The organism is Streptomyces sp. UH6 (assembly GCF_013421635.1).
GTDB classification, from domain to species: domain Bacteria; phylum Actinomycetota; class Actinomycetes; order Streptomycetales; family Streptomycetaceae; genus Streptomyces; species Streptomyces abyssomicinicus.
On record NZ_JACADT010001427.1, the window covers coordinates 1 to 1,047 of the forward strand.

Annotated in this window: 1 protein-coding gene; it reads right to left on the reverse strand. The window is 69.2% G+C overall.

The features are described 5' to 3' along the window. Positions 1-158 precede the first annotated feature (158 nt). On the reverse strand, positions 159-971 hold the full coding sequence (locus tag HW445_RS32355) for a thioredoxin domain-containing protein (RefSeq protein ID WP_180224305.1): 813 nt from the start codon (positions 969-971) through the stop codon (positions 159-161). Positions 972-1,047 lie beyond the last annotated feature (76 nt).

The following is a 1,047-nucleotide window of genomic DNA, read 5'->3' on the forward strand; positions in this document are numbered from 1 at the left end:
GGGGCGGGGGAGGCGGCGGGGACGGAGGCGTCGGAGTGCGGTCTGTGTCGGCTCATGGGCCGGAGGCTACTGACGCGTACATGCAAGAGCGAGCGAACTCACAAGAGTTCGCCCGCTCTTCGGCCGTTATTCGGCCACCGGCCCGAGGCCGGGCCGGATCAGCCCTTCAGGGCGGTGCCGACGGCCGCCTCGAACTCCTCGACCGTCATCGGCGCGCCGCCGTTGGCGCTGGTGACGACCTTGCCGTCCATCTTGAGGGTCGGGGTGCCCTCGACGCCCTCGGAGTTCTGGAACTTCTCCGACATCTCCAGCGCCCACTTGTCGAAGGTGCCGTCCTTGACGTCCTTCTCGAAGTCCTTGTTGCCCTTCAGGGCGTCCACCGAGTTGGCGATCTTGATCAGGTACGCGTCGTCGGCCAGCTTGTCGGTGGACTCCTCCGGGTGGAACTCGGCGGAGTACAGGGCGGCCTTGAAGTCGAGGAACGCCTCCGGGCTGACGTCCAGGGCGGCGCCGAGCGCGCTCAGCGCGTTCTTCGAGCCCGTGCCGGTCAGGCGGTCGTCGAGGAAGCTGGCGCCGACGAACTGCACCTTGTACCGGCCGTCGTCCATGCCCTTCTTGACCGCCTCGCCGACGGTCTGCTCGAAGGAGGCGCAGACGGGGCAGCGCGGGTCCTCGTAGACCTCCAGCGTCTTCTCGGCCTCGGCCTTGCCGATGATCACGTCGAGACCGTCCTTGCCGCTGGTGTTGGCGGGCGCCACCAGCTTGGCGTCCTTGGCGGCCTCCCACGCGGAGGGCTTGTTGGCCTGGACGATGCCGTAGGCGACGCCGCCGGCTATCGCGAGGCCGGCCACGACGGACACGGCGACGACGAGCTGACGGCGGGCCTTGGCGCGCTTGGCGTCGCGCTCGCGCTCCTGGCGCAGCCGCTCGCGGGCGGCGGTCTTGGCGGCCTGGGAGTTGCGCTGGCTCATGGGTTCTCCAGAAGAAGTCGTGAAGGAAAGGAAGTACGGGAAGCCGACGGCGCACGCGCGTACGCCGCGGTGGCGT

Excerpts from the sequence above, each read along its gene's own strand:
- HW445_RS32355 (WP_180224305.1), bottom strand. The coding sequence starts at position 971 with ATGAGCCAGCGCAACTCCCAGGCCGCCAAGACCGCCGCCCGCGAGCGG.